21 protein-coding genes are annotated in these 24,855 nt (G+C 67.7%); 9 read left to right on the forward strand and 12 right to left on the reverse strand.

The genetic code is table 11. From position 1 onward, the window contains the following. The first annotated feature begins 53 nt into the window (after window positions 1-53). The 5 genes from ACVOK1_RS11140 to ACVOK1_RS11160 all read left to right on the forward strand — a co-directional run bounded on the left by ACVOK1_RS11140 (window position 54) and on the right by ACVOK1_RS11160 (window position 6,157). Window positions 54-3,083 carry an autotransporter family protein gene (locus ACVOK1_RS11140; protein ID WP_481562076.1) on the forward strand — a complete coding sequence of 1,010 codons (3,030 nt, stop codon included), beginning with the start codon at window positions 54-56 and terminating at the stop codon, window positions 3,081-3,083. Window positions 3,084-3,205: 122 nt separating this feature from the next. Beyond that, on the forward strand, window positions 3,206-4,237 hold the full coding sequence (locus ACVOK1_RS11145) for a S41 family peptidase (protein WP_481562077.1): 1,032 nt from the start codon (window positions 3,206-3,208) through the stop codon (window positions 4,235-4,237). A 49-nt stretch (window positions 4,238-4,286) separates the two neighbouring features. Continuing rightward, the gene (locus ACVOK1_RS11150) at window positions 4,287-5,330 is read left to right on the forward strand and encodes a S41 family peptidase (protein WP_481562078.1); all 1,044 of its coding nucleotides are present in this window, start codon (window positions 4,287-4,289) and stop codon (window positions 5,328-5,330) included. A 6-nt stretch (window positions 5,331-5,336) separates the two neighbouring features. Then, the gene (locus ACVOK1_RS11155; RefSeq protein ID WP_481562090.1) at window positions 5,337-5,672 is read left to right on the forward strand and encodes a hypothetical protein; all 336 of its coding nucleotides are present in this window, start codon (window positions 5,337-5,339) and stop codon (window positions 5,670-5,672) included. 50 nt (window positions 5,673-5,722) lie between these two features. After that, window positions 5,723-6,157 (forward strand): SseB family protein, encoded by a 435-nt coding sequence (locus tag ACVOK1_RS11160; protein WP_108770003.1) that lies wholly within the window; start codon window positions 5,723-5,725, stop codon window positions 6,155-6,157. 80 nt (window positions 6,158-6,237) lie between these two features. Here the strand turns inward: ACVOK1_RS11160 and ACVOK1_RS11165 are convergent, their stop codons facing one another. Together ACVOK1_RS11165 and ACVOK1_RS11170 are read right to left on the reverse strand one after the other, a co-directional pair. Beyond that, window positions 6,238-7,458 (reverse strand): multifunctional CCA addition/repair protein, encoded by a 1,221-nt coding sequence (locus ACVOK1_RS11165; protein ID WP_108770002.1) that lies wholly within the window; start codon window positions 7,456-7,458, stop codon window positions 6,238-6,240. A 94-nt stretch (window positions 7,459-7,552) separates the two neighbouring features. Next, the gene (locus ACVOK1_RS11170; RefSeq protein WP_481562079.1) at window positions 7,553-9,526 is read right to left on the reverse strand and encodes a transglycosylase SLT domain-containing protein; all 1,974 of its coding nucleotides are present in this window, start codon (window positions 9,524-9,526) and stop codon (window positions 7,553-7,555) included. 162 nt (window positions 9,527-9,688) lie between these two features. Between ACVOK1_RS11170 and ACVOK1_RS11175 the strand changes: the two genes are divergently transcribed. Then, window positions 9,689-10,096 (forward strand): ExbD/TolR family protein, encoded by a 408-nt coding sequence (locus ACVOK1_RS11175; RefSeq protein ID WP_481562080.1) that lies wholly within the window; start codon window positions 9,689-9,691, stop codon window positions 10,094-10,096. 57 nt (window positions 10,097-10,153) lie between these two features. Here the strand turns inward: ACVOK1_RS11175 and ACVOK1_RS11180 are convergent, their stop codons facing one another. Next, on the reverse strand, window positions 10,154-11,056 hold the full coding sequence (locus ACVOK1_RS11180; RefSeq protein ID WP_481562081.1) for a hypothetical protein: 903 nt from the start codon (window positions 11,054-11,056) through the stop codon (window positions 10,154-10,156). 238 nt (window positions 11,057-11,294) lie between these two features. Here ACVOK1_RS11180 and ACVOK1_RS11185 point away from each other — a divergent pair, with 238 nt between their 5' ends. Continuing rightward, complete coding sequence (locus ACVOK1_RS11185; RefSeq protein WP_481562082.1) at window positions 11,295-14,156, forward strand: TonB-dependent receptor; 2,862 nt, start codon at window positions 11,295-11,297, stop codon at window positions 14,154-14,156. Between the two features lie 219 nt (window positions 14,157-14,375). On the opposite strand, the gene fhuE is transcribed toward ACVOK1_RS11185, so the two are convergent. From fhuE to ACVOK1_RS11205, 4 genes are all read right to left on the reverse strand, one after another. Further along, the gene (gene fhuE / locus ACVOK1_RS11190) at window positions 14,376-16,538 is read right to left on the reverse strand and encodes a ferric-rhodotorulic acid/ferric-coprogen receptor FhuE (protein WP_481562083.1); all 2,163 of its coding nucleotides are present in this window, start codon (window positions 16,536-16,538) and stop codon (window positions 14,376-14,378) included. A gap of 226 nt (window positions 16,539-16,764) precedes the next feature. Next, window positions 16,765-17,241 carry a hypothetical protein gene (locus ACVOK1_RS11195; RefSeq protein WP_406234678.1) on the reverse strand — a complete coding sequence of 159 codons (477 nt, stop codon included), beginning with the start codon at window positions 17,239-17,241 and terminating at the stop codon, window positions 16,765-16,767. Between the two features lie 75 nt (window positions 17,242-17,316). Next, window positions 17,317-17,868, reverse strand: coding sequence for a M23 family metallopeptidase (locus tag ACVOK1_RS11200; protein ID WP_481562084.1), 552 nt, complete (start codon window positions 17,866-17,868; stop codon window positions 17,317-17,319). Then, window positions 17,865-18,338: an Lrp/AsnC family transcriptional regulator gene (locus tag ACVOK1_RS11205; RefSeq protein WP_481562085.1), complete on the reverse strand. Its 474-nt coding sequence runs from the start codon at window positions 18,336-18,338 to the stop codon at window positions 17,865-17,867. Before ACVOK1_RS11205 ends, ACVOK1_RS11200 begins: the two co-directional genes overlap by 4 nt. A gap of 72 nt (window positions 18,339-18,410) precedes the next feature. On the opposite strand from ACVOK1_RS11205, the gene ACVOK1_RS11210 reads away from it, so the two are divergent. Beyond that, window positions 18,411-19,286 carry an EamA family transporter gene (locus tag ACVOK1_RS11210; RefSeq protein WP_164075439.1) on the forward strand — a complete coding sequence of 292 codons (876 nt, stop codon included), beginning with the start codon at window positions 18,411-18,413 and terminating at the stop codon, window positions 19,284-19,286. Between the two features lie 86 nt (window positions 19,287-19,372). Here the strand turns inward: ACVOK1_RS11210 and ACVOK1_RS11215 are convergent, their stop codons facing one another. From ACVOK1_RS11215 to ACVOK1_RS11230, 4 genes are all read right to left on the reverse strand, one after another. Continuing rightward, window positions 19,373-20,110 (reverse strand): endonuclease/exonuclease/phosphatase family protein, encoded by a 738-nt coding sequence (locus tag ACVOK1_RS11215; protein WP_174213557.1) that lies wholly within the window; start codon window positions 20,108-20,110, stop codon window positions 19,373-19,375. Window positions 20,111-20,163: 53 nt separating this feature from the next. Then, entirely contained in the window at window positions 20,164-20,988 is an 825-nt protein-coding gene (locus tag ACVOK1_RS11220; protein WP_481562086.1) for a thiol:disulfide interchange protein DsbA/DsbL, read from the reverse strand. Between the two features lie 106 nt (window positions 20,989-21,094). Continuing rightward, window positions 21,095-21,742 carry a thiol:disulfide interchange protein DsbA/DsbL gene (locus ACVOK1_RS11225; RefSeq protein WP_481562087.1) on the reverse strand — a complete coding sequence of 216 codons (648 nt, stop codon included), beginning with the start codon at window positions 21,740-21,742 and terminating at the stop codon, window positions 21,095-21,097. A 106-nt stretch (window positions 21,743-21,848) separates the two neighbouring features. After that, window positions 21,849-22,649 (reverse strand): c-type cytochrome, encoded by an 801-nt coding sequence (locus tag ACVOK1_RS11230; protein WP_108769990.1) that lies wholly within the window; start codon window positions 22,647-22,649, stop codon window positions 21,849-21,851. A gap of 157 nt (window positions 22,650-22,806) precedes the next feature. On the opposite strand from ACVOK1_RS11230, the gene yihA reads away from it, so the two are divergent. Next, complete coding sequence (yihA, locus tag ACVOK1_RS11235; RefSeq protein ID WP_079223317.1) at window positions 22,807-23,409, forward strand: ribosome biogenesis GTP-binding protein YihA/YsxC; 603 nt, start codon at window positions 22,807-22,809, stop codon at window positions 23,407-23,409. Window positions 23,410-23,502: 93 nt separating this feature from the next. On the opposite strand, the gene ACVOK1_RS11240 is transcribed toward yihA, so the two are convergent. Further along, the gene (locus tag ACVOK1_RS11240) at window positions 23,503-24,477 is read right to left on the reverse strand and encodes an MBL fold metallo-hydrolase (RefSeq protein WP_481562088.1); all 975 of its coding nucleotides are present in this window, start codon (window positions 24,475-24,477) and stop codon (window positions 23,503-23,505) included. Window positions 24,478-24,855: the final 378 nt, after the last annotated feature.

Genomic DNA, 24,855 nt, shown 5'->3' on the forward strand with positions numbered 1-24,855 from the left:
GCCAGCAGTGTCCATATCCGCAATTCCTGAATCCCCCGACCCAGGAGTGCCATATGTCCGTTGCCGCCATGCGCGCACCGCGCCATCAGCGCCTGACCCGCTGCCTGCTGCAGGCGCTCGCCATTCCCGCCGCACTGGCTGCCACCGTGCCCATCGCGTGGGCGGGCTGTGACAACGTCGCGCCGCTTGCCGGGCAGACCGTCACCTGCAGTGCGGCAGCCCCCAACCCGCAGACCGTACCCGTCAGCGCCAACGGTGAGGTCGGCATCACCCTCAACGTTGCCAGTGGCGCACAGCTGCAGCAGAGCGGTGGCGGCAGCGCCGTCAGCCTGGTCGGCGCAGGCGGTCACCAGCTCGGCAACCAGGGCGCAATCACCTCGATGGGCGGCATCGCCGTGCAGCTGGGTGGCGGCAGCCGCGTCGACAACCTCGGCAGCATCAGCACCGGCAACAACACGGCGCTACAGTTCGTTGGTGCCGGCGACAGCGTGCTGGTCAACCGCGGCACCATCAGCGGGCGCACCGGCGTGCAGTTCGATGCCGGCAACGATCGCCTGGAGATGCTGGACGGCAGCATCAGCGGCGGCGTGCTGCAGGGCGATGGCAACGACGTGCTGCTGATCAGTGGCGGCACGCTCGACAGCGTCGACCAGGGCAACGGCGATGACCAGATGACGGTCAGCGGCGGCACCATCACCGGCCTGGTGACGCAGGGCAGCGGCCCCGATGATTTCGTCATGACCGGCGGCACCATCGGCGCGCTGCAGCAGGGCGACAACATCGACACCTTCCGCATGAGCGGCGGCCGCATCATCGGTGCCTTCGAGGATGGCGACCAGGCGTGGATGACCGGCGGCCGCATCGGCCGGGTCAACATGAAGCTGGACAAGAACCTGTGGGACCAGTCCGGCGGCACGGTCGACGGCAACGTGGTCACCGGCTTCGACACCGATACCATCATCATCTCCGGCACTGCCTACATCGGCGGCAACATCAGCGTCAGCGGCGGCAATGACAGCGTGACCATCACCGATGGCACCGTGCGCGGGCAGGTGCTGCTGAGCACCGGCAACGACACCTTCAACTGGAATGGCGGTGGCATCGTCTACGGCGCCATTGATGGCGGGCCGGACAATGACGTGGCCAACCTCAGCAACCTCAACCAGGCCAACCTGGGTGCAGTGCCGCTGTTTGACGGTGGCAGCGGCAATGACCGGCTCAACTTCAACAACGTCAAAACCACCGGCGTGGCCCGCTTCCAGAACTGGGAGGCGATCAGCCTGGCCAGCAGCACCGAGCTGACCTTTGATGGCAACCTGGTGCTCGGCGACAGCGGGACGGGCACCGGCACGCTTACCCTGGACGACACCAGCACGCTCTACGCCGGCAACGGCGCGCATGCGCTGCGGCCGTTCGCTGCGGGCGCACTGGTCGATGTGATCAACGCCGGGCGCATCGATCTCACCGGCACTGGCGCAGGCGATGTCTTCAGCATCCGCGGCAATTACCGTGGCGAGGGCGGCGGACTGTACCTGCGCGCAGTGCTGGCGGGGGATGGCTCGAGCAGCGACCGCCTCGTCATTGATGGCGGCACGGCCAGCGGCACGACCGGCATCGGCATCCTCAACGCCGGCGGCGGTGGCGCGGCGACGTTGGCCGACGGCATCCTGGTAGTGCAGGCCTTGAATGGCGGTACCACCGCGGCGAATGCGTTCTCGCTGTTCGCACCGGTATCGGCCGGTGCCTATGAGTACTTCCTGTTCAAGGGCGGCGTCAGCGCCGGCACCGGCGAGAACTGGTACCTGCGTTCGACCCTGGTCGCAGGCCCGACGCCGGCACCGAATGGCAGCGTCAACGCCATGCCGCCGCCGCCCAGCCCCGACGTCGCACCGCCGCCGCCGATCACGCCGGCACCGCCACCGCCGCCGGAGGATCCGATGGATCCCGATCTGACCGCTGGCGAGACCGCACCGCCACCGCCACCGCCGGAGCCCGCACCCGTGGCACCGCCCAGCGACCCGGCCGTACCCGATGTGCCGGTGGCCGGCAGCAGCCTGCCCGGTGCAGGCTCGACCCCGCCCAGCCCGGGTGCACGACCGGCGCAGGGCGACGTGGTGCCGCTGTATCGCCTGGAAACCGCTGCCTACGCGGTGGTGCCGCCGCTGCTGCGCGAGACGTCGCTGGCCAGCCTCGGTACCTTCCACGAGCGTCAGGGCGAACAGCGCCTGCTCTACAGCAACGGCGCCTTCCGCACCGCCTGGGGGCGACTGGTGGGGCAGAGCAGCAAGATCCATTGGAAGGGAGATGCACAGCCTGGCTTCGATGGCGATGTGATGGGCGTGCAGGCCGGTCTGGATGTGTGGGCGGCCGCCGCTGATGACCATCGCAACCAGGTGGGCGTGTTCGTCGGCCGCACCCGCGCGCGGGGCAGGACCACCGGCCTGGCGCTGGGCTGGGAGAACGTGCAGGTCGGCCAGAGCCGCCTGGACGAAAAACATGTGGGCCTGTACTGGACGTTGACCGGCAGCGAGGGCGGTTACCTCGACGCGGTGGCCATGCAGAGCCGCTACGACGGCCGTGTGCGTTCCTCGCGCGGGCTCGGCATCGACGTGAAGGGTGATGGCACCACGCTGTCGCTGGAAGCGGGCAAGCCGCTGCTGCAGTTCGGGCAGTCCTCGTGGTGGCTGGAACCGCAGGTACAGGTGATCTGGCAGCGCAGTTCGCTGGATGACCGGCGCGACGTGGTGTCTGCGGTGCGCTTTGACAGTGACAACGCCTGGACCGGCCGCGTCGGCCTGCGCCTGGCCGGCGATTACCAGCTGGCCGACAACGGCTGGCAGCCGTACTTCAAGGTGAACTACTGGCACGGTCGCGCGGGCGAGGACCGCATCCAGTTCGACAGTGACACGATCCTCAATTCGCAGCGCTCACGCGCGCTGGAGGCGGGCGTAGGCGTGGTCGCGCGCTTCAACCGCAGCATCAGCGCGTACGCCGTGGCCGACTACACGCGTGAGCTGGGCGGTGACCGCAACGATAAGCGCCGGATCATCGAAGGCAACATCGGCCTGCGCGCGGACTGGTAGCGCCGGGCCATGCCCGGCGAGGTGGCCCACCGACGTGACGATCCTTCGCTTGCCGACGCCAATACACCGCGCCAGACGCAGGCGCGTATGCTGCCTGCATCACCCCGACGAAGGAACGTCGAATGCATGTCGATCTACGCATCACAGCGGCGGCACTTTTCTGTGCCATGGCCTTGGCGGCCCCCGCTGTGGCCATCGAACTGCCTACCGCACAGGCACGCATCGAGCTGCTGGACACGCTGGAACGCGAGGCGCTGTACCGCGACCGTGTGGACTGGCCAGAGATGCGTGCGCGCTTGAGCGCCGCACAGGGCAACCCGGAAAAGATCCGCGACGTGCTGAAGGAAGCCATCGGCCGCAGCTCCGGAGGGCACGGTGCCTGGCTCAGCGTGGAGCGGATGCGCTCGGAGGGCAAGCGGCTGGGGCGCGCCAATGCTGGGGTTGCGGCTGGTGCATCCGAAGGTGCTGCAGCTGCCGATGCACCGGCGCTGGACCCGCGCATCGGCCAGGTGGACATCGGCGGCTTCTCCTCCGTTCCCGGCCCGGCTGCGAAACAGCAGATGCAGGAGCGCGCAGCACGCTGGCAGGCGATCATCCGCGACCAGGACACTGGCAAGCACTGCGGTTGGATCGTGGACCTGCGCGGCAACACCGGTGGCAACATGTGGCCCATGCTGCTCGGCATGGCGCCGTTGCTGCGGATCACGAAGGACGGCGAGGAAACGGTCGGCTCCTTCGCTACCGCCGAGGGTCCATCGCCCTGGCAGTTGACCCCTTCCGGCGTGCGCCTGGGCACGCGCGTGGTGGTCGATCTCGGCGCGCCCGGCTACCGCCTGAAGCACGTGGGCGCACCGGTGGCGGTGCTGACCGGACCGCGCACTGCCAGCGCTGGCGAGGCGACGGTATTGGCCCTGCGTGGGCGGCCGCAGACACGCAGTTTCGGTGAGCCGACGGCGGGCGTGTCCACCGCCAACGTGGTGCGTCCGCTGGTTGATGGCAGTTCACTCGTGCTGACCACCAGCGTGATGCAGGACCGCACCGGCAAGGGTGATGGGCTGAAGATCGCGCCGGACCAGCGCACTCACAGCGACACGGCCACTGTAGCGGCCGCCCAGGCCTGGCTGCTGGCCCAGCCGGCGTGCGCTGGGCGCTGATGCCGTTCGTCGCTATGCTGCGGCGCTGGACACTGACAAGGATGCGTCAATGAACTCTCGCCTTCCCGCGCGCGCGATCCTGGCCGCAGCATTGCTGGCGGCCTGTGGCAGCCCGGCATCGGCAGCTCCCGCTTCGGCCGTGGAGCTGCCGTCTGCCGAAGCGCTCGAACAGATGCTGCATCTGCTGGAAACCCAGTCGCTGTATCGCGATCGCGTCGACTGGCGTGATGCGCGCGCGCAGCTGGCCGCAGCAGGCGATGATCGTGCACGGCAGCGCCGCGTGCTGGATGAGGCGGCCACGCGCAGCAGCGGTGGACATGGTCGGTGGATATCGCCCAGCCAGCAGCGCGAACGCTCCGGTCGCGCCCAGCATCTGAATGCCGGGCAGGGCGCTGCGTTGGCGGAGTCCCCGAAAGTCGATGCCCGCATTGGCGTGCTGAAGGTCGGCCCCTTCGTGGAGGATCTGCAACGCAGCGAACAGCAGCGCTACGACGCGCGCAAGGCCTACGCGTTGGCGCTGCAGCAGCGCATCGTCGATCTGGACGACGGCACGCGCTGCGCCTGGGTGGTCGACGTGAGCAGCAATGGCGGCGGCAACATGTGGCCCATGCTGCTCGGGCTGTTGCCGTTGCTGCAGGGGACTCCAGACGCACAGGGGTCACTGATCGGCGCCTTTCGCAGTGCCGATGGCCTGCAGTGGTGGCGACAAGGGGAAGGTGAGGTGAGGCAGGACGGCACGCAGGGGCTGCGCTCACGACAGGCCGCCTATCACCTGCGTGCGGGTAGGGCACCGGTCGCGGTGCTGATGGGGGTGCGCACCGCGAGTTCGGGTGAAGCCGTCGCGTTGGCATTCCGCGGGCAGGCGGGCAGCCGCAGTTTCGGCCAACCCAGCGCAGGTTTCTCAACCGGTAATCGGCCCGTGACACTGGTGGATGGCACCACCCTGCTGTTGACCCACAACGTCATGGCTGACCGCAACGGGCGGGGCGACGGTGCCAGGTTGCAGCCGGACGAGGCCACCGCCAGTGGGCCGGGCACTCTGGCCGCCGCCCAGGCCTGGCTGCTGGCCCAGCCTGCCTGCACGGGCGGCTGACCGGTGATGCTGATGATCGGCCAGCAGGAGCGAGTGGTGGTGGTTGGCCCGACCGAGGCCCATCACTGCCTGCGCTGCGGGACCGAAACCGACTTCGCCCCGCAGCTGCGCTACCGCATGGCGCGCATCGACCTGCTGTTCGGCTTCGTCTACCAGCGCCGTTACGAGCTGGCCTGCACCGGCTGCGAGCATGGCTGGGTGTTGGACACCGACACCATGGACCAGCAGCTGGGCGGGGTGCCGATCCCGTTCCGGCACCGCTTTGGCCTGCCGCTGATGCTGGTGGTGGTGGCCGGGCTGGCGGTGGCGGGGTGGATGTGGCGGCAAGGGCATCTGGGCTGAGGCCGCCGCCTGCTAAAGTGACACCCTGCAATCACGTACCGGAACCGACCATGGATCACGACACGCCGTTCGAACCCCTCAACGACCTGGAGGTCCGCCTGCTGCAGGCACAGGACGGTACGCTGACTGCCTCGCAGTTCCTCGATGGCCTGCTGACCGCGCCGGTGTTCGTGCTGCTGGACAAGGCCATCGGCGAGGATGGCGCCTGGGACGAGAGCATTTCGCCGCTGGTGCTGACCAGCGAGGGCGGCGAGCCGATGTTTGCGGTGTTCACCGCGCCCGAGCGCGCCGGTCTCTGGCACGAGCAGCTGCCGCAGTTCGCCCATGCCATGCCGATTGCCGTGCACGCGCTGCTGGCGGGCATCGGCGAGGGCGTCGGCCTGGTGCTGAACCCGGGCCTGGACGTGGGCATGGAGATGATTCCCGACGCGGTTGCCCAGCTGAAGGATCGCGCCGCTGCGATCACCCGCGGCATGGCGCACTGATTCCAGCGGTTCTGGGGTTGCCGGCCAGCGGCCGGCACTACCTTCGACAGTCCGCGTGTGGCCGGTACGACGCTTGAGAATCAGCGTGCGGCCGCAATCGCCTTCACCCGCGCCCGTGCCAGCGCCTCGCCAACAGCGGGGCCCTTCAGATGGGTCAGGTCCAGATCCCGCGCCTGTACCGACAGGGCCGCCTGGTGCAGGCGCTTGAGCGTTTCCCCCTGAGGGTAATCGCCTTCTTCAAAGCCCAGCCGGCCGCGCTTGTCGGCTTCGCAGCACAGGGCAATGCGGGCCACGCGCTCGGGGCGGCGCAGGGCATCGCACCGGCCCAGCAGGTCCAGCACGGTGGCATCACGCAGCTCGTCGATGCGGTGCACGTTCAAGTGCTCGCGGCAGACCGCTTCGGCCAGCTGCTGGTGCTCGGTGGGAATCTTCAGGCGCGCACACAGCTCCTTGAGCGGCTTCAGGCCACGCTGCTCGTGCATGATGTGGCGCGGCCATTCGTCCGGCGGCGTCAGGCCCTTGCCAAGGTCGTGGGTGAGCGCGGCGAAGCCGACCAGGTCATCGCCCGGTGCCAGCCGGGCGGCCATGTCGCTGACCATCTCCTGATGAATGCCGGTATCCACTTCCGGGTGGAATTCGGCGCGCTGCGGCACGCCATACAACGCTTCCAGTTCCGGCAGGATCGGGCCCAGCGCATGCGCGTCATGCAGGGTGCGCAGGAAGGCCGATGGCCGTTCGCAGACCAGCGCCTTGCGCAGTTCCTGCCACACGCGTTCGGGCACCAGTGCGTCCAGCTCGCCACTGGCGGCGACCTCGCGCATCAGCGCCATGGTTTCCTCGGCGACGGTGAAGCCCAGCGGTGCGAAGCGGGCCATGAAGCGCGCTGCACGCAGCACGCGCAGCGGGTCTTCAACGAAGGCGGGGCCAACGTGGCGCAGCACGCGCTGCTGGATGTCGCGCGCGCCGCCGTAAGGATCGACCAGGGTGCCATCGGCCTCATCGCAGGCGATGGCGTTGATGGTGAAATCGCGGCGCTGCAGGTCTTCTTCCAGGGTGACCCCCGGATCGGCATCGACCACGAAGCCGCGGTAGCCGCGGCCGGATTTGCGCTCGGTGCGTGCCAGCGCGTATTCCTCACCGGTCTTCGGGTGCAGGAATACCGGGAAATCGCGGCCCACGGCGGTGTAGCCCTGCGCTTCCATCTGCGCGGGGGTGGCACCGACCACCACCCAGTCACGGTCGCCGGCAGGGCGCTGCAGCAGGCGGTCGCGTACGGCGCCGCCGACAAGATAGATCTTCATGCTGGTGATGATCGCACGGGCGTGTGCCGCCGCGCTGCGTGCTCGCCGGGCATGGCCCGGCGCTACCGGATCGGAAGGCTCGCCCCCGCGTCGATCAATCCCCGCCCTGGTCGGCGTCCGCCGCACAGGTGAACGCCTTGCGCTTGTCCACCAGGCGGCCCATCAGGCGGTCGCTCAGCGGCAGCGCATTGCCGTTGAGGCGCCAGTCGTAGATCACGCTGAAGGCCAGCACGCGGGCGACATACTCGCGCGTTTCCTTGTAGCTGATCGTCTCGATCCACAGGTCCGGGTCGAAGCCCGGGCGCTGGCTCTGCCAGCGTGCGGTCGGGGTCGGGCCGGCGTTGTAGGCGGCGATGGTGACGTAGGGCAGGCCGTCGTACTTGTTCATCAGCTGGCGCAGGTAGGCGGTGCCGATGGCGATATTGGTGTCCGGGTCGTACAGGCTGTCGGCGCCGCCGTAGGCCGTCAGGCCGATGTTCTTCGCCACGCCCGCGCCGGTCGCCGGCAGCACCTGCATCAGGCCCATGGCGTTGGCAGGTGAGCGCGCGCGCGGGGTGAAGGTACTTTCGGCGCGGATTTCCGCGGCCACCCAGGCCGGGTCGATGGCGTTGCGCGAGGATTCGCGGCGGATGGTGCTGTCGTGGTGCAGCGGGAAGCGCAGGTCGTACAGGCGCTGTTCCTGCGGCTGCTTGCCGAGTGCGAACACGGCGCGGTCGAACCAGCCGTTGTCCTGCGCTACGCGCACCGCCAGGCGGCGCTGGGTGTCATCGAAACGGGACAGCGCGCTGTTCCACTCGGCCACGGCCCAGCCGTTGCGATCGATCTGGTACAGCGCCATCGCGCGCTGGATGGCCGGATCGCGGGCGACGGCGGCCTGCGCCTGCGCACTGTCGTTGGGCTTCCACGGGCACAGCGTGTAGCTCTGCTGCAGTTTGTCGGCGGCCAGGAAGCCGTGGAAGGTCGGCGCACGCGCGGCGCTGCGGAACAGCGGCTGGGCCTGCTGCGCCTGCCCGGTCTTTTCCAGCATGCGGCCTTCGAAATAGGCCCAGCGCGAATCGTTGCGCTGCTTGCTGCCCATCTTGCGGATGGCGGTCAGCGCGGCCGCCCAGTCACCGCGCGACATCGCCTCGCGCACGCGCCATTCGTGCAGGCGCTCGTCGTAGGCCGATTCGGGCACGGCGTTGAGCCGGCGCGCGGAGTCGGGCAGGTAGGAGGCCACCGTCCACAGCGCGATCTGGTAACGCACCTGGGCCTGCTGGTCGGCACTCAGGCCCAGTGCCTGCGCGTACTGCGGCAGCTGCTGTTCGGTGGCACCGGGGTCGGCCTTGGCCAGCTTTTCCAGGCCGTCGGTGGCGATGCGGCGGCTGCGCTCGTTGCGCGGCCAGTTCAGCGCGCTGGCGTTGGGCTTGTCGACGAAGGCGGCGTAGGTGTTGGCCATAGCCAGGTCGGCCGCGGGCAGGCCGCGCGCGGCGCTGCGCATCACTGCCGGCTGCTGTGCATCGGCGGCGGCGTCGATGCGTTCCCAGCGCAGTGCATCGCTCATGCCGCCCTGCGCCTGCAGCACGGCAAACACCGCGTCACAGGCATCGGGCAGCGACTTGCCATTCTTGCGCCACAGGTCCTGTGCCTCGCTGATCCACTGCGGGTCGACCTTGCCGGTGGCCTGGCGCGCCGTCAGCTGGGCGCAGCGCAGGCCGAGGTTGTCGGTGGGTGCCCAGTTGGCCAGCAGGGTGGTCCAGTCCTGGCGGCGGGCCACCGAGGGCAGCCAGACGCTGCGGAAACTGTTGGCCACGGCCTGGCCGTCATAACGCTTGAGAAAGGCCTGGGCCTGGCCGGTATCGACCGTGTCGATGTTGCGGCGAAGCTGGGCGAACTCGACCCAGCCATAGGCCGGGTGGCGGCTTAGCGTGGCGGCCTGGCGCGGATCGAGCTGGCCGCGTTCGGCCGCATCGATGGCGGCCTTGAGCTGGCCGCTCTGGGCGTCGAGTGACTGGGCGCTGGCGCAGCCGATCAGCAGCGATGCGGACAGCGGGAGCAGGGACAGGGCGGTCGAAGAGCGTCGGGTCATGGGCCCAGCATAGCGGGCGCTGGCTGAATTCAGTTTCGCATCGCGTGCACGGATCGCACCGGGCAACGGCAGCTGAATGCTCCACACGCAGACACTGCCGCGCGCGGTCATCGGCGACGTACTGTCGGCTTGGGCGAACGGCCCGGGTGCAAGGAGTGGCACATGGCGTTCAGTAGCGCAGGAAGAAGCGGCCCCTTGGCGGAGATCAATGTCACGCCGCTGGTGGATGTGATGCTGGTGTTGTTGATCATCTTCATCGTGACCGCGCCGATGCTGTCGCGGCCCATCGCGGTGCAGCTGCCACAGGCGACCGACCGGGTGGTCGACCGTCCGGATCCACCAGCGCCGATCGAGCTGCGCCTGGATGCGTCCAGCCAGCTGAGCTGGAACGGCCAGCCGATGGCCATCAACGATCTGCAGGCGCGCCTGCGCACCCAGGCCAGCGAGCACGCCGGCAATCTGCCGGAGCTGCGCATCGCCACCGATCCGTCTGCCGAATACGAAGGCATGGCGAAGATCCTCGCGGCCGCCGAGGCCACGGGAATGGAGCGGATCGCCTTCGTGCGATGACGCGATGTGGCGCTCTCAGGGCAGTACTCCCTGAGAGCGCGGACAGATCGGGTGAGGTCAGTATTGCTGGCAGTAGACCGTGTGGCCATCCCAATTGCAGGACATGCGGCTGCTAGATCCACGTTGGACGGGTACGCCGTACATCTGCGCAGAGCGGACCCATTTATCAAGGTCGCCTTCGCGGCCAAAGTAGTACTGGCCAGCGTAAGAAGGAGCTGTCGCAGGATCTGCGATAGTCTCATCGGGCACCTTGTTTCCGGTGCTGTCACGACTCTCTCCCTTCTGGTATTTGGCTTCTGACACGTTGTCAGGTGTGATTCTATAGAGGGTCTTCGAACCATCTCGCCAGGTAATAATCACATTGACCGCGCCGCCGCCCTTGATGCTGGCCCAGCTAAGCGCAAATTGTTGTATGGAAAGCGCGAAGCTGTTCCAGGCGACGCTGCTGGTGTTGGCTCCTGCAATTTCCAAGGCCAGATACTGGCCCAGTCGCGTTCTCATGGTTGCGGAGTTGACGATCTCAAAGGCGTCTGAGGATTTGTAAGCATCGGGAAATCGCATCCCGTTTGAATTTCCTGGGTTGTCGGGATGCATGGGGACGACGGCGCCACCGCCTGCTTTAGGAAAGGCTTGGTCGGGTTGGCCATTGGTGCTTGACACACTCTCTACGATTCGTAGAAACGCCATTTGGATCTGACTGGGAACCGGTGTGGAGACGGCGCGCCATTTTCTCAGTTCACGATCGTACTCGACATTGAAGGCGGTGAGCTGCGCTTTTTCGAAGTCAATTATTACTGTGAGCCCGGACCCCGACTGCAGCGCAACGGATTTTGGGGATGCGCAGTTGTTGCATTCTATGAGTCCGCCTGCTTTTGCTTCGTTCGCGAACGAGAGGATTGCCAAGGCGATGATTGCAGCCTGCAGTGCGGCATTAATCGCTTTCACGATACGACCTCGCATGACGCTTAGGAGGTTTGAGTCTCTGCCTGGATCCCGCTCAAATTCGCTTTGGACTACATATTTCAAATAATTCCTAGATCTCCATCTGGGACAAGCATGATTCATTCATCAGATTGGCGTGAAAGGGTGCCGCAGGTCACGCCAATCTTTTTACAGCTTGTTTACAAAGGAGACGCTGCCGCCACGCAGGGGGGAGCGCGGCAGCCCATGTCCCGACATTCCTTTGGAGAGAGAGCGAATGAATCACCTGCATTACCGCCCCTTGGCGGTCGCTGTCGCGCTGTGCGTGACGGCCCTGGCACCGCTGGGGGCAATGGCCCAGACGGCCACCACCCTGGATGCCGTTGAAGTCACCGGTACGCGTATCAAGCGTGCTGAAGTGGAAGGCCAGGTGCCGATCCAGACGCTCAGCCGGGGCGACATCGAGCGCACCGGCCTGAGCTCGATCGGCGAAGTGCTGCAGCAGCTCACCGGTTCGGGTTCGGCGTTGAATGCCAAGTTCAATTCGTCCGGCAATTTCGGCTTCCCGCCGGATGGCAGTGGTGTCGGCGCCGGTTCGGCACAGGTCGACCTGCGCCACCTGGGCGCCAAGCGCGTGCTGGTGCTGGTCGATGGCATCCGCTGGGTCAATGAATCCTCGGCGTCGGGCGTGGGCGCGGCCACCGACCTCAACACCATTCCGCTGGCGATTGTCGAACGCATCGAAGTGCTGGAAGACGGTGCCTCGTCGCTGTACGGCTCGGATGCGATCGCCGGCGTGGTCAACATCATCACCCGCCGCGATTTCGATGGCGGGCAGGTCACCCTGAACTACGGCGAGTACAGCAAGGGCGACGGCACGCAGAAGGGCGTGGACCTGGCCTGGGGCACCAGCGGCGAGCGCTACAGCCTGTTCCTCGGCGCGAGCTGGACCAGGCAGGATGCGGTGTATGCGCGCGACCGCGAACAGTCGCGCTTCCCGATTCCCGGCACCGGCCTGGCCTTCGGCAGCGGTGGCATTCCGCAGGGACGCTTCGCCTTCGTCGATCCCAACACTGGCGCCGAGCAGGACATCGTGCCCAATACCGGCGTGAGCAACCCGCGCTATGACGGCAGTGCCGGCTGCAACCGCAGCGACGACTACCACTGCTTCACCAGCGCCGACCGCTTCAACTTCGCCGAATACAACATGGTGCTGACCCCGTCCGAGCGCAAAGGCGTGTTCGGCCAGTTCCGCTTCGACATCACCGACGACGTCCAGTGGTACGTGAAGGCGCTGGGCAACCGCCGCGAATCGACCAATCAGGCCGGCCCCGAACCGCTGTTCTTCGGGCCTGACGGTGCCACCGGCAATCCGCTTGCCGACAACATCGTGGTGTCGGCGCTGAACCCGTACAACCCGTTCGGCTTCGACCTGGTGTCCGGCGACAACATGAGCCTGATCGGCCGCCGCCCGGTGGAAGGCGGCGCGCGCGTGTTCGAGCAGGAGGTCAACACCACGTACTTCGCCACCGGCCTGGTGGGCAGCTTCCAGGCGGCGAACCGCAGCTGGTACTGGGACGTCAACGGCATGTACAGCAAGAACAAGGCCGAGCAGACGAACTACGGCAGCTACAACATCTACAACGTGAACCTGGCGCTGGGCGATCCGGCGCTGTGCGCGGCCACGCCGGGCTGCGTGCCGCTGAACATCTTCGGTGGCGTCGGCTCGATCACCCCGGACATGCTGCGCTGGATCCAGCCGGTGGTGCGCGACCGCAGCCAGAACGAGCTGAGCCTGGTCACCGCCAACCTGTCCAGCGATCTGTTCACCCTGCCGGCCGGCCCGGTGTCCTTCGCCACCGGCCTGGAACACCGGCGCTATGAAGGCTGGTACCAGCCCGACCCGCTGACGGTGATCGGCCACTACAACGGCGTGCCTTCGCAGCCGACGTCCGGTTCCTACGACGTCAACGAGGCCTACCTGGAGCTGAGCGTTCCGATCTTCGCCGACTCGTCGCTGGGCAAGAAGCTGGACCTGAGCCTGGCCGGACGCTATTCGGATTACTCGACCTTCGGTGGCGAGTTCACCCCCAAGTACGGCCTGCGCTGGCAGGTGACCGATGACTTCGTGCTGCGAACCACCTATGCCGAGGGCTTCCGTGCACCGTCCATCGGCGAGCTGTACGGCTCGGCCGCGCGTGCCGACCTGCAGCTGTTCGATCCCTGCTCGGTGGGCCTGGGCGGTACTGCGCCGCGTGGCAATCCTGCCAACTGCGCCGCGCTGGGCGTGCCGACCGGCTTCCAACAGGCGAACTCGCAGATCTCGGTGACCACCGGGGGCAACCACGAGCTGGAGCCGGAGCGTTCGCGCAGCTTCAGTGCCGGCTTCGTGTGGAGCCCGTGGTTCGGCAACAACGCCACCTGGTCCGAACGCTTCGACGTAGAGGTGACCTTCTACCGCCACAACATCGACGGCGCGATCCAGGCGATCAATGCACAGACCCAGCTGGACCTGTGCGTGGACACGCTGGACCCGGTCTACTGCGATGGCATCACCCGCGCCAGCACCGGTGCGGTCAACAGCTTCAACAACCGCCTGACCAACCTGGGTTCGATCAAGACCGATGGCTGGGACGTGGACATGTTCTGGACGCTGCCGCAGAGCGACATCGGCCAGTTCAAGCTGGGCTGGAAGAACACCTTCGTCGGCCGCTACGAGGCCACCGGTGCGGCCGGCCAGCGGCAGCCGCAGAAGCCGGGCGTGGAAGTGGCCGACAGCTCGATTCCGGAGTGGACCAGCAACGCCAGCATCGGCTGGACGCTGGACAACTGGAGCGCCAACTGGACGGTGCGCCACATTTCCGAGCTGACCGAGGACTGCGGTGATGCAGTGGCCTTCCCGGTGTGCAGCAACCAGGCCGCCGGCACCAACAAGTTGGCCGCCACCACCTACCACGACCTGCAGGTGGGCTACAAAATCGACTGGATGAAGGGGCTGCAGCTGACCGCGGGCCTGAACAACGTGTTCGACAAGGATCCGCCGATCTGCCTGTCGTGCTCGTTGAACGGCTACGACGCCTCGACCTACGACATCCCGCGTGGCCGCTACTGGTACATGCGCGCGGACCTGCGGTTCTAGGTTGACCGGCAGGTGCCAGGGAACGGCACCTGCTTTTCACCGGTAGCGCCGGGCCATGCCCGGCGGCTTTTCGCGGTCATGTAGAGCCGAGCCATGCTCGGCTGCTTCATGCCTTTGTAGAGCCGAGCCCATGCTCGGCTGCTCTTTGCGAAAGCCAGTCGAGCATGGCTCGACTCTACAACGACCCACGGCGCCGGGGGCTGCCCGGCGCCGTCTGCATCAGAACGACCAGGTGAAGGTCAGCGAGCCATTGCGGCCGTCGCCGAACGCACCGTAGCCGTTGATCTGCGAGTAGTACTTCTTGTCCAGCAGGTTGTTGAGGTTGGCCTGCACGCTGAACTCCGGCGAGATGCGGTAGCGCACGAAGGCGCTGACCAGCGCGTAGCCGTCCTGTTCGATGCGGCCGTACGCCGGCACCGCGTAGTAGATGCGGTTCTGCCAGTTGGCACCACCGCCGACGGTCAGGTCCTGCAACGACTGCGGGGTGTAGCTGGTGAACAGCTTCAGCGTGGTCTGCGGCAGGTTGGTGTTGATGTCCGCATCGTTGATGTCCTTGGCCACGTAGCGCGAGGCGCCGAAGGTGGCATTCCAGCCCGGTGCCAGTTCGCCGTTCAGCTCGAACTCGAAGCCGCGGCTGACCGTGCCGCGTGCGGCGATGTAGGCGGTTTCGCCGCCGGTTCCGCCGATCCCCGGTTCACCGGTCGACTGGCCGACGTTGTCCTGCTCGATGCGGAACACGGCCACCGAGGCATTCAGGCGGTTGTCGAACCACGCGCCCTTGACGCCCACTTCGTAGCTCTTGCCGTCGACCGGATCGAGGTAGCTGCCGTTGCGGTCCTTCAGCATCTGCGGCTGGAAGATCTCGGTGTACGAGGCGTAGGTCGAGTAGGTGTCATTGATGTCGAACACCAGGCCGGCATACGGCGTGGTCACCTTGTGCGAACGATCGGCGCCTTCGCCTTCACTCTTCCAGTCGGTGTAGCGCGCACCGATGATCAGCTTCAGCGGATCAGCCAGCGACAGGCGCGTGGCTGCATAGCCGGCCTTCTGGGTGATGGTGCCTTCGCTGGCCAGGCTCAGCGGGTTCCAGTTCGGTTCGCTGATGTTGCCGTTCCAGTTCAGGTAGCTGGAGAAGGGGTCCCACGCGAGGCCGGCACCACCGACCTGGTAGTCGCCGTAGTTGGCGTAGTCGCGCTTGTTGTAGCTCAGGCCTGCCATGAACTGGTGTTCGCGGCCGAACAGCTGGAACGGACCGTCGACGAAGCCATCGATCGCGTCGACCTTGCGCTCGGTGTTGTAGAAGCCGGCCGACGGCGAGATGCCGGCACCGGTGTTCTTGTCGAAGTACGAGGCGCCGGTGACCCAGTCGTTGTAGGCCGGGTAGAACAGCTTGTCGTCAGCCTTGGTCTCGTCATGCGTGGCGCCGATCTTGAACTTCCAGCCGTTGGCGAAGCCGTGCTCCAGGGTGGCGAAGGCGCGCTTGCTGGTGGTGTCCCAGTAGGTCCAGTTCGGGCTGGCGTTGAACGACTCGTCGTAGCCGGTGCTGGTGCCATCGGAGAACAGCATCGGGAAGCCGCCCCAGGTCGCGCCGTTGGCGCGCTTCTGCTGGTAGTCGTAGCCCACGCTCAGCTGCGTATCGGGGGTCAGGTCGGCATCGATGACCATGTAGCCCAGCGTCTTGTGCTGGTTGTAGCGGTCCATCTGCGCATCGGTGTCCAGGTAGCTGCCGATGACGCGACCACGCACGGTGCCGCTGGCATTCAGCGCGCTGCCCACGTCCACGGTGGTGCGGGTGCGGCCCCAGCTGCCGACGTTGACCGAGACGCTGCCGGCCAGTTCGGCGCTGTCGGCGTGCTTGCGGATCAGGTTCACCGAAGCGGACGGGTTGCCGGCGCCGCTGAGCAGGCCGGTGGCACCGCGCACCACTTCCACGCGGTCGTACAGGGCCAGGTCCAGGCCGGAGTCACCGTAGCTCCAGTTCTGCACCATCTGCGTCGGCAGGCCATCGAACTGGTAGCTGTCGATGTAGAAACCGCGCGCGTAGAACTCGGTGCGCTCGGTGTCGGACTGGGTGCTGCTCACGCCGGTGGTGTTGCCCAGCACGTCGATGATGTCGTCGAGGTTCTGGTCCTCGATGCGCTGGTGGCTGATGATGCTGATCGACTGCGGGATCTCGCGCGGGGCCAGGTCGAAGCGGGTACCGGCGGAGGTCTTGCGCACCGAATAGCCTTCGGCGCGCTCACCCTTCACCACGACTTTGTCGAGGGTGGTAGGGTCGGCGGCGGTTTCGGCGAAGGCGACCGGCGCGGCGGCCAGGCACAGGGCGGAGAGCACCGCCGCGGACAGGCGATGCGGCAGGAGAGCAGGGGTCGAGCGGATCATGTGGGTTCCTGGACGGGCACGTGCGTGCGTCCGACCGGCTTCCCGGATGGTCTGGCGCCGCGGCTGGTGGGGGTCTCACGCCGCTGGCGGGGCCCTGCGCTGCAGGACGGTGGCTGGGCAATGCGAGGAGGGCGAACCGTCCTGGCTGCCCGGAAAACGCAAATATGGTAATGCGAATTGTTTCTATTTACAAATGACGCCGGGGCGTGCCGGTCCCTTCGCCGCCTCAGCCGTCCAGCGGGGTGCGCTCGGCCTGGATCTTCATGCGCGGCAACTGGCCCTCGATGCCATCGGCGTACTCGACGGTGACCATCACGTCTTCATCGATCATGGGTGCGCCGTACACCTCCACCTTGCCGGTCATGTACACCGGGGTGCTGCGCAGACGCCCGGCATGGATGGCCGTTGGATCCAGGCAGGCCAGCGTGTGGCGAATATTGGCCGAGGCGAATTCGGTCGAGGTGTTGGGGATCAGCCAGTGGCAGAACTGCTTGCCTGCGTCGCTGCCATCATCCTCGCAGCGCTTGCTCCAGCGGCTCCAGTCGGTCACCAGTTCAATCGATCGCGGGGCATCGACCTGTGCGGTGTTGGCGTAGGCCGCCAGTTGTCTGCACCACGGGTCGCGCTGTGCCTGCAGGGTGCTGCAGCCGGTGGCCAGGATCACGGTAGCGATCAACAGCGGGGTGGCGCGAAGCTGGGTCACCGGCGTGCTCTCCCTGTCACTGCGGTTGATGATGCGGCGGGCCCGTCGTGGTGTCGAGCCGCGGCGTCACTGCGATCACCGCAGCAGCGGCAACGGGTCGCGGGCGCCGTCCTTGCCGTAGATGCCCCAGTGCAGGTGCGGCGGCGTGCCCTTGGCGTTGCCGCTGTCGCCGACGTGGCCCAGCAGCTGCCCGGCCTGGACCACCTGGCCTCGCGCCAGGCCCTCGGCCCAGTCTTCCAGGTGCGCGTAGTAGTAGCGCTCGCGGCCGGGCCCGATCACCCAGACCTGGCGCCCGCCGAGCCCGCGTTCGCCCACATCGGCGACGACGCCTGCGGTAGCGCTGCGCACGGGCGTGCCGCGCTTGCCGAAGATGTCGATGCCGGCATGCGTGCGGTCACTGCCGCGGGGGGCACCGAAGGTGTCGGCGATTTGCCGCGGGCGCACGCCGTCCACGGGCACGGGCAGCTCGGTGGCCGGTGGCATGCGTCCCAGCGCCCACAGCATCTTCGGTGCCGCCGCCCACGGGCTGTTCCACAGCGAGAGCACAGCGATGCCGGCGGCCAGCAGCAGGGCGCCGGACAGCAGCCAGCGGCGCAGGCGTCGGGCAGGGGAGGGCGGCGGGGTCATGGCAGCGGCACCGAGAAGCTGCGCTTCAACGTGCCCAGCGCCACCGAGGTGCGGAAGCGCTCGATGTTGTCATCGCCGCCGAACAGGCGCTCGGTGATCGCTTCGTACTCTTCCATCGACGCCGCCGAGAGCAGCAGCAGGAAATCGCCATCGCCGGTGATCGAATAGCACTGCTGCACGGCCGGATCGTCCTGCACGCGGCGGCGGAACGGGGCGACCTTTTCGCGCTGCTCGCTGACCACCCGCACCTCGACGATGATGGTCAGGGGTCGCCCGACCTTGGCCGCGTCGAGCACGGCCACGTTGGCGGCGATCACCCCGCTGTCCTGCAGGCGCTTGATGCGCCGCTGCACGGCGGGGGGGGACAGGTGCACGGCCTCGGCGATCTGCCGCTGCGGCAGGGCGTTGTCCTGCTGCAGCAGGTCGAGGATGGCGTGGTCGAAGCTGTCCAGCACGGGGGCGGTGGCCATGGCGAGCAGAAATTGCGCGGACGGGCCGTCAATTGAGCCAAGTGCTCGCCGCCAGCGCAATAGACTGTGCGCATGCAGACTTCCCGATTCGCGCCGATGTTGCCGGCGCTGGCGGTGCTCGGCTCGGTTACCGCGCTGGCCATCGGCACCTCCTACGCAAAACACCTGTTTCCGCTGGTCGGCGCGCAGGGCACCAGCGCCCTGCGCGTGGGCTTCTCGGCGCTGTTGCTGCTGCTGTTCTGGCGGCCGTGGCGCTGGAAGACCAGCCGCGTGGATGCGATGACCATCCTCCGCTACGGGCTGACCCTGGGCCTGATGAACCTGCTGTTCTACATGGCCATCCGCACCATTCCCTTCGGCATCGCCGTGGCCATCGAGTTCACCGGCCCGCTTACAGTGGCGATGCTGTCCTCGCGGCGGCCGATCGACTTCCTCTGGGTGGGCTGCGCGCTGGTCGGCCTGTTGCTGCTGCTGCCGCTGGGCGGCGGCCCGGCGCTGGACCCGGCCGGCGTGCTCTATGCGATGGGGGCGGCCGCGTGCTGGGGCCTGTACATCGTGTTCGGCAAGCGCGCCGGCCACCTGCATGCCGGCCACACGGTTTCACTGGGGCTGCTGGCGGCCTCGCTGGTGGTGGTGCCGGTGGGCGTGGCCCATGCCGGCATGGCGCTGCTGGAGCCGAAGATCCTGCTGGCGGGCCTGCTGGTGGCGCTGGTGTCCAGTGCGATCCCGATGTCGCTGGAGATGATGGCGCTCAAGCGCCTGCCGAAAGAGACCTTTGGCATCCTGATCAGCATGGAACCGGCGGTGGCCGCGCTGTGGGCGATGCTGCTGCTGCACGAGCACCTGGAGGGCGTGCAGTGGCTGGCGATCGGCTGCACGGTGGTGGCCTCGGTGGGCAGCACGATGACCGCACGGCGGCTGAGGACCCCGGTGGTGCAGGCCGGGTAGCGCCGGGCCATGCCCGGCGGAGAGCCGTGCGGACCAACGGTCCGCACCCACCAGAGCAGCAGGTCCGCACCTACCGGAACGGTGGGTCAGCGCAGGGCTTCGGCCGGTACGTCGATGGCCATGGCCAGGGCCAGGTGGTCGGAGAACGCGGCCGGTACGGCTTCCACGCTGCGGGTCTGCAGGCTGCTGCTGACCAGGATGTGGTCGATGGCCCGGTCCGGGCGCCAGCTGGGGAAGGTCGGCACCACGCAGCCCGGGGGCTGCAGCCGCGTCTTCTGGTACAGCACCTGCATTTCCGGGCGCTCGGCCAGGCAGTTGAAATCGCCCATCAGCACCGCGTTCGGGTGGTCGGACAGCAGCTCGGCGATGAAGCCGAGCTGGGACATCCGCGAACCCGCGCCCAGCGACAGGTGGGCCACGGCCACGGCCAGGCCGTCCTCGCCATCGCCGAACTTGGCCAGCAGCACGCCGCGCCCGCCGATGCGGCCGGGCAGGGCGTGGTCCTGTACTTCCACCGGTTCCAGCTTGCTCAGCAGCCCGTTGGCGCTGGACGCCACTCCGCCCATGCGCCGGTTCGGCTGGTGGCTCCAGTAATTGAAGCCGGCACGCTGGGCCAGGTAGTGGGTCTGGTTGGTGAAGCCCGACCGCAGGCTGCCCGGGTCGGCCTCCTGCAGGCCGACGATGTCATGGCCGCGCGCCAGGGTGGCGATCGCGTCCAGGCTGCTGCGCTTGCGTCCCGCCGGCAGCGCATGTGACCAGCTGCGGGTCACATAGTCGCTGTAGCGGCGGGTGCTTGAGCCGGCCTGGATGTTGGCCGTCAGCAAGCGCAGGGTCCGTGTGTGGGGGGAAGTCACGGCCGGTAATGCTTTCTCTTGGATCAGTGAGCCTGGGCCGCACCGCGTTCGCGGGCGATCAGGTGGTCGGCGATGCGCAGCATGTCCGGGAAGCTCTTGCCCTTCACCAGGTACTTGCCGTTGATGATGATCGACGGGGTGCCGCTGATCGCGCTGCGCTGGGCGAACTGCTTGGCCGAGTTGGTCTTGGCGTTCACCGCGAAGCTGCCCATGGTGGCGGCGAACTGCTTCGGATCCACGCCGTAACCGGCGTAGAACTTGGCGATGTCGTCGACCGAGTCGGCGCCGCGCTCACCCTTCAGGGTCTGCTGCGAGTGGATTGCGGCGTACAGCGCTTCGTGGGTCTTCTCCTGCACGCCCAAGGTCTGCGCGGCGTAGAAGGCACGGGCGTAGTTGTCCCAGGTGCCGCCGAACATGGCCGGCACGTAGACGAAGTTCACGTCGCTCGGCAGGCCGGCCTTCCACGGGCCGACCAGCGGCTGGAAGGCGGCACAGGCCGGGCAGACGTAGCCGAAGATCTCGACCACTTCGACCTTGCCGGCGGCCGGCTGGAACGGCTGGCCATTGCTGATCACCTGGTAGTCGCTGCCTTCCACCGGGGCCGGGCCGGTCAGCGCGGTGGTGGTCGGGGCCGGTGCGGCGGCCGGAGCGGCTTCGGTGGCGGCCGGGGCAGCGCCTTCGGTGGCGGCAGCCGGCTCGGCGGCGGGGGCCGCGGCAGGCTCGGTGGCAGCCGGGGTGGCGGCCGCTTCAGCCGGGGCGGTGGTGTTGGTGGTGCCGTCGTCGGCCCTGCAGGCCGCCAGGATCGGCAGCAGGGCTGCAAGTGCGAAAGCAGCGATACGGGTCTTCATTGAAACGTCTCCAGCATCTGGAAAGGTGGGGCCAGCGGCGGGCGCCGGCCAGGGGGAAATGATGACATGCGGCGGCGACAGCGCCGTGTCGATGGTCGGGATTGGTTCAGCGGCCGCGGGCGCGGGCTTCGGAGATCAGCTTGGACGCGATGCGCAGCTGGTCGTCGAAGCTGTTGCCACGCACCAGGTACTGGCCGTTGATGATGATGGCCGGGGTGCCCGGCACCTGGGTGCGCTGGGCGAAGGCACGGGCTTCGGCGACCTTCTTCTGCACCGCATCGCCACGCAGGGCCTGCTTGTAGCGGTCGGCGCTCACGCCATAGGCGGTATAGAAGGTGGCGAGCTCATCGGCCGAGACGTTCTGCATCGGCAGCGAGCCGTCCTCATGCAGGGCCTTGAACACGGCGGCGTGGCTGCGCTTGGCAACGCCCATTTCATCGGCCGCGTAATAGGCCAGGGCCCAGGCATCCCAGGCACCGCCGAAGGCGGCCGGGACCGGGGTGAAGCGCACGTCGGCCGGCAGCTTGGCGGCCCAGGCTTCCAGCTGCGGCTCGAAGTGAGCGCAGTGCGGGCAGGTGTAGCCGAACACTTCAACGACTTCGATCTTGCCGGCCAGCGGCTGGAACGGGCCGGACTTGGCGATGCGCTCGTAGTCTTTGCCTTCAACCAGCGGGGCATTGGCGGGGGTGGCGGCGCAGGCGGCCAGCGGCAGCATCACCAGCAGGGACAGCAGAAGGCGGGGAATCAACCTCATCGACACGCATCTCCATTGAAAATAACAACGCCGGCGCAGCCGCCGGCGTGAAGGAAACATACCGCAGCCGCGGGCCGCCGTGGCGACCCGGGCCGACCAGTGGTGGTCAGGGGGCGGCGGCCGGTTGCGTGGCGGTGGCCTCGGCGGCGATGTCATCGGCCTTGTTGTGCAGGCCCTGCAGGTAGCTGGAGAGCGCCTGGACTTCCTGCTCGCTCAGCTTCTGGGCGACGGCGGCCATGATCTGGAAGTGCGCCTTGTCGGTCTCGTTGGTCTGCCCGGCCTGGTATTCCTGCAGGCGGCGGGCGACGTAGCTGGCGTGCTGGCCGCCGATGTGCGGGTAGGCCGGGCCGGGGTTGCCGGCGCCGCTGGGGCCGTGGCAGGCCATGCAGGCGGGCAGGCCGCGCGTGGCGTCGCCACCGCGGTACAGCTGCTGGCCGATCTCGTAGAACTTCATGCCCTTGTAGGGGCCGTCGGCCACCGCGGTATCGTCGGCGATGCCGGCGGTGGCCTTCTGGGTGGCGAAGAACGCGCCGATATCGCGCATGTCCTGCGGGGTGAGGTTCTGCACGAAGGGCACCATCGCCACCGACGCGCCGGAACTGCGCTGGCCGTTGGCGATCAGGGCCATCTGCTGGGCCACGTAGCGTTCGCTCTGGCCGGCGATGGACGGGTACATCTCCACCGTGGAATTGCCGTCGGCCCCATGGCAGGCCGCGCAGGCCGAGGCCTTGGTCTGGCCGGCCTTGGCGTCGCCCCAGGTGGTCTTGCTGAAATCCACTTCCAGCGAGGCGGTGCGGATCGGCCCGTTGTCGGGCAGCGGGGTCAGCGTGGTCTGCGCGAACGCAGCGGCGGCAACGACGACGGCAGTGGCAAGAGCGGATACGGCAAGAACGCGAGCGTGGCGCATGCTAAAGCTCCGTATGGACCGGGCCGGGGCGTGGCCGCCGGCATCGCCCGGATTATCAACGCCGTTTCCGCGCACGGTCAACGCAGCAGTGCAGCATTTTCCCGGCCTGCGGCCCCCGGAACGGGCGCGCAGCGCCGCAACATGCGATCCTAGGCGCATGTCATTGCTCATCGAACGCGCCCGTTACCACCTCTCGGCCCACAACGTGCGGCAGCTGCCGCCCGATGAAGGGGCCGAAGTGGCCTTCGCCGGCCGCTCCAACGCCGGCAAGTCCAGCGCCCTCAACGCGCTGACCCGGCAGAACTCCCTGGCCCGCGTGTCCAAGACCCCCGGCCGCACCCAGCAGCTGGTGTTCTTCCAGATCACCCCGGAAGCGCACCTGGTCGACCTGCCCGGTTACGGCTACGCCAAGGTGCCGCTGGACCTGCAGGCGCACTGGCAGGCCTTCATCGACCGGTATTTCCGCACCCGCGAAGCGCTCAAGGGCCTGGTGGTGGTGATGGACATCCGCCACCCACTGAAGGACTACGACCGGCAGATGCTGTCCTATGCCGTGCAGCGTGGCATGCCCGCGCACGCGCTGCTGACCAAGGCCGACAAGCTCAGCCGCAGCCAGCAGATGCAGACCCTGCAGAAGGTCCGCAAGGAGCTGCATTCGGCCTATGGCGACAGCGTCAGCGTGCAGGTGTTCTCCGGTGAGGACCGCACCGGCGTGGACGAAGCCCGCGGCGTGATCGGCGGCTGGCTGGGGCTGGCGTAAGGCGTCTCCGCTGCGCTCGCCGGGCATGGCCCGGCGCTACCCGATGTTGCCGCGACCGGGCACCGGTAGCGCGGGGCCATGCCCGGCGGCACCTCATTTCAACGGCGAATACTCCGCCGGCACCCACGCATAGGCCTCGCCCTCGCGGCGCACATGGCCCAGGCCGGGGAACGGCAGGTGCGCACCGGCCACCCACCAGCCCTTGGCGGTGGCCTGCTCAAGCAGCCCGCGACGGCTGGCGATGGCCGTCTTGCGGTCCGCATCGGCCTCGAAGGCCGCTTCCGGGTGCGCGAACTGCACCGCGTGGAAGTGCAGCACATCGCCCCACACCAGCAACGACTGGCCCTGGCTGTCGAACCGGTAGGAGACATGGCCGGGGGTATGGCCGTGGGTGTCCATCGCCACCGCGCCGCCGGGCAGGGCATCACCGGGCTTGAACGTGCGCAGCCTGCCGTGGGTCTGGTACGGCGCCACCGCGTTGCGGGCCAACGGGAAGGCGAAACGCACGCCCTCCGGCGCACCGGCTTCGCTGGCCGGGTCCAGCCAGTAGTCCGCATCGGCCTTGGACAGCCACACCGTGGCATTGGGGTAGGCCGGCTGGCCCTGCGCGTCGAGCACGCCGCACATGTGGTCCGGGTGGGCGTGGGTGAGCAGGATGTCGTCCACCTCGGCCGGATCGACGCCGGCGGCGCGCAGGTTGCCCAGCACCTGGCCCAGGCCGGGTCCGAAGCACTGCGCGGTGCCGGTATCGACCAGGGTCAGGTGGTTGCCCTGGCGGACCAGGAAGGCGTTGACCGCGGTCTGCAGGCCCTTCTTGTCCTCGGGCACGTAGCGGCCGTCGAGCAGGCGGGTGACCAGGGTGGGCGAGACATCGACCACTTGCTGGCGGCCGAGCGCGACGACGCCATCGAAGAGGGCGGTGACCTGCAGGGCGCCGACGCGCTGGTGGTAGACGCCCGGCACCTGCTGGGTGGGGGCGGGCGAGGTGGCTTCGGCCAGGGCGGCCAGCGGCAGGGAGGACAGGGCGAGCAGCAGGGCGCCGCGCAGGGGCAGGTGACGCAGGGTCATGAGGTGGGGCTCGGTAAGGCGGGATATTCCGACGCTGTGCAGCGTGCCGGGTGGCGTGCGCGCGATGCGCTCAAACCACTGCGTGGAATGCTCAGGGGGTTTTGTTCGGCAGGGCTTGCAGCCCTGCACCTGCTCAATGCAACGGCAACGGCCGAAGCAACGTCAAAGGCAGGTTTCCTGAGGGTAGGCGGGGGGGGGCCGGTTGAGGGGGACGCTGCAAGTACGTCCCTGTAAGCTCGGTCGCCGCATCCATGCGGCTCACGCCCCCTCAACCGGACCCACCCCGCCTTCGACAGTTCTCCGCGATCTGTCAGAACGGCGCTCTGCTTTGGTGGGTGCCCCCCCATGGTAGGGACCGGGGCGGAAAAAGATGTAAGA

It is taken from the genome of Stenotrophomonas sp. STEN087 (genome assembly GCF_056759115.1).